This is a genomic window from Acidovorax sp. (assembly GCF_022763525.1).
In the GTDB taxonomy this organism is placed as follows: domain Bacteria; phylum Pseudomonadota; class Gammaproteobacteria; order Burkholderiales; family Burkholderiaceae_C; genus Acidovorax.
In genome coordinates, this window is the sequence record NZ_JALEGG010000188.1 from 1 (window position 1) to 3,442 (window position 3,442).

Here is a 3,442-nt window from a genome sequence, read left to right on the forward strand (position 1 = left end):
GTCAATGAACTCGCGCACCAGTGCTTCCTGGCTCTCATAGACCCTCAGGTTCACGCGCAAGCCCATTGCTTTTTCCATGCGCGCGGCAAAGGGTGCCCAGTTGGCCTGCGTCTGCTCGGGATGGCGCGGGGAGATCAGCCCGAACTCCACCTTGCCTTCCGCCGGCCCGGCACCTGCGTTTCCGGTTGGCATGAGGCTCAAAGCCAAGGCGCAGCAGACACCAACCCCCATGGATGCGCGAGCTAGCAGTGCCCCGGCACGGCGCGCAGCGGACGCGATGCAGGGGAGCCGGCCTGGAAGGCCTTCCAGCAATCCTGTGTGAATCATTGAGAGCATGACGAGACGCGCCTTTGAAATGCTTGAGCAACGGAGCTGCTACACCGGCACCACCGACACGCCGCGATCCGGCAAGTTGAGCGAGACGGTCTCGCCAACGCGCCATGCATGATCGATGTCTGGCGACACGATGAAGATCGAGCCAAGGCTGGTCTCCACCGTCAACTCAAAAAAGCTGCCCAGGTAGGCAGTCTTGGAGACGGTGCCTGCCATGCCGGCGTCACCTGCGGGGCCAACGCGCCAGGTTTCGGGTCGTATGGCGGCTTTCACCGGACCTTGCGGCATCGGGCGCGCCGTTCGCAGCCGCAGTGGTCCCAGGAGGAGCTCGCCATTGGCGAGCACCTCGCCGCGAAACAGCATGGCCTCGCCCATGAAGCCCGCCACAAACTCGCTTTGGGGCCGTTCGTACAGGTCGGAGGGGCTGCCGGCTTGCGCGATGACGCCGTGGTCCATGACGATGATCTGGTCACTGACCGCGAGTGCTTCGCTTTGGTCGTGCGTCACGTAGGCTACCGTCAGGCCCAGCCGCTGTTGCAGGCTGCGGATCTCTTCGCGCATGGATCGGCGCAGGCGGGCGTCGAGGTTGGACAAGGGCTCGTCGAACAGCAGCACGGCGGGCTCCAGTACCAGTGCGCGCGCCACCGCCACCCGTTGCTGCTGCCCCCCCGAGAGCTCGCTGGGCATGCGCTCGTCGTAACCACTCAGGCCCACCGCCTGCATGGCGCGCTGTGCGCGGTCGTGCATCTCATCGGCCTTGACACCACTCACCGAGAGGCCGTAGCACACGTTCTCCGCCACCGTCATGTGCGGAAACAAGGCATAGCTCTGGAACACCATGCTCACATTGCGCTCGGCGGGCCCCAGGTGCGTGACGTTTTTCCCGTCAATGAATATCTCGCCGCCGCTGGGCGTCTCCAGCCCGGCGATCATGCGCAGGGTGGTGGTCTTGCCACAGCCCGACGGCCCCAGGATGGTGGTCAGCGTCCCCTTGGGAACCGTGAAACTGATGCCCTTGACCACCAGGTCGGATTTGCTGCCGCCGTAGCGCTTGATGACATTCTTGAATTCAACACCCGCTTGTGTCATTTGGATCCCCTGGAAAGTGTTATGGATTGGGGGTACGGTGAGCTCCGGCCCGGCGACGTCCGAGCTTTCTCTCGCCCACCACCCACTGGATGGCCATGGTCGTCAGCGACATGAAAATGATCAGCACGGTGCAGTACGCAAGGGCCACGCCGTAGTCGCCGTTGCCCACGCGGCCGATGATGTAGGTGGTGGCTAGGTCATACTCGGCCGTCACCAGGAAGATGACGGCAGACACCGTGGTCATGGAGCGGACGAAGCTGTAGACCAACGCGGCCACCAATGCCGGTTTGAGCAGCGGCAGGATCACGCGTCGCAAGGTGGTCAGGCTGCCGGCGCGCAGCATTACGGACGCCTCATCGAGCGCCTTGTCGAGCTGCTTGAACGACGCCGTGCCAGCACGCACCCCCACAGGAAGGTTGCGGAAGACAAAGCACAGGATGATGATCAAGCCCGTTCCCGTCAGCTCCACCGGTGGCACATTGAAGGCAAGGATGTAGCTCACGCCAAGCACGGTGCCCGGAATCGCAAACGTGAGCAGCGCGGAGAACTCAAACGCAGCTTTTCCGCGAAATTCCGTGCGCGCCAGCAGCCAGGCGATCAGCAGCCCCACGGCCGCGCAGATGGGGGCCGCAATGGCCGCGAGATAAACGGTGTTGAACAACGAGTCCCACGCAGACCCGAGCCACACCAAGCCCGTCTCGCCAATCTGAAAATCGAACGCGGAACGGAAGTGCTGCAAGGTCAGCGTGTAGTCACGCCCCCACACCTTCACAAACCCGCCAGCGAACGCGAAGCAGTAGACCACCAGACTGAAGGCCAGCCATGGCATTGCGATGCCATTGCACACGTTGCGCACGGCCCGTGGCAGCTCCATGGGAACTCCCGCGTCGCCCTTGCCCGACACCGTGGTGAAACTGGTCGTGCCCAGCAGCTTGCGCTGGATGAAGAACACCGTCAGTGCAAACGCCGTGAGGATGAGCGCCAGACCAGCGGCCATGCCCTGGTCCAGGGACGAGCCCACGATGGCGAAAAAGATCTCGGTGGACAGCACCGAATAGGACCCGCCCAGGATGATGGGGTTGCCGAAGTCGGCGATGCTCTCGATGAAGCCCACCAAAAACGCATTGGCCAGACCCGGCTTGAGCAACGGCAGCGTCACCGTCATGAAGGTGTGCAGGCGGCTGGCCCGCAGGGTCTGCGCAGCTTCTTCGAGAGAGGGGCTGATGCCCTGCACCACGCCGCGCATGATCATGAAGGAAATCGGAGTGAAAGCGAACAGTTGCGCCAGCCACACGCCGAACACGCCATAAAACCAGCGCGAGGGTGGGATTCCAAATGCCCATTCCGCAAACTGGTTGGCCACACCGGAGCGGCCAAACAGCAGGATGAGCCCCAGGCCGACCACGAAAGGCGGCGTGATGATGGGCAGCATCGCCAGTACGTTGAGGGGCTTGGCCATGCGCTTGGAGCCTCGCTCGGCCATCAATGCAATCATCGTCCCCAGCACGGTGGTTCCTGCGGCTGTCAGCAACGCCAGGTACAGCGTGTTCCAAGCCACGCCGCACGAGACAGCCTGCCCGAGGCAGCCGATGCCCCAAATGCGCTCGGTGAGAACTCGGCTTGCCAGAGCACCCAACGACAGCTGGTTGGCGTCGTCATAGAACCCTGCCATCAGGGACTGCAGCACAGGAAGCACCACGAACATGGCCAGCAGCGCAGCACAACCAATCACAGCCGCTGCCACGAACACGTCACGGCGGAAGTAGCCCAGCCGCGCCATGCCGGCGCCCAGCAGCATGACCAGAGACACCAGCACGACGAAGCCACCCCAGCCGAGCCCGTACTGTCCGATTGCCAGCGGCCCGAACAGCCGCTCCATCCACGCGTAGTTCCAGCCCGACACCCCAATGCCGTAGCCGCTGAAAAGCAGACCCACAAGGCCCACCAGCGCACCCATCACCAGAACCGCACCTTGACGGCGTCCCGGCGACATCAGGGCTCCGAAGCCCGCCAGCACCAA

At 63.5% G+C, this 3,442-nt stretch carries 3 protein-coding genes; all 3 read right to left on the reverse strand.

The genetic code is table 11. From position 1 onward, the window contains the following. Nucleotides 1-192 (reverse strand): hypothetical protein (locus MRY84_RS14270; RefSeq protein ID WP_291506373.1); only part of this gene is annotated, 192 nt, incomplete at its 3' end. A gap of 183 nt (nucleotides 193-375) precedes the next feature. After that, a complete protein-coding gene (locus MRY84_RS14275; RefSeq protein ID WP_291506374.1) occupies nucleotides 376-1,422 on the reverse strand; it encodes an ABC transporter ATP-binding protein in 1,047 nt (348 codons plus the stop codon). A 19-nt stretch (nucleotides 1,423-1,441) separates the two neighbouring features. Further along, nucleotides 1,442-3,442 (reverse strand): iron ABC transporter permease (locus MRY84_RS14280; protein WP_291506375.1); only part of this gene is annotated, 2,001 nt, incomplete at its 5' end.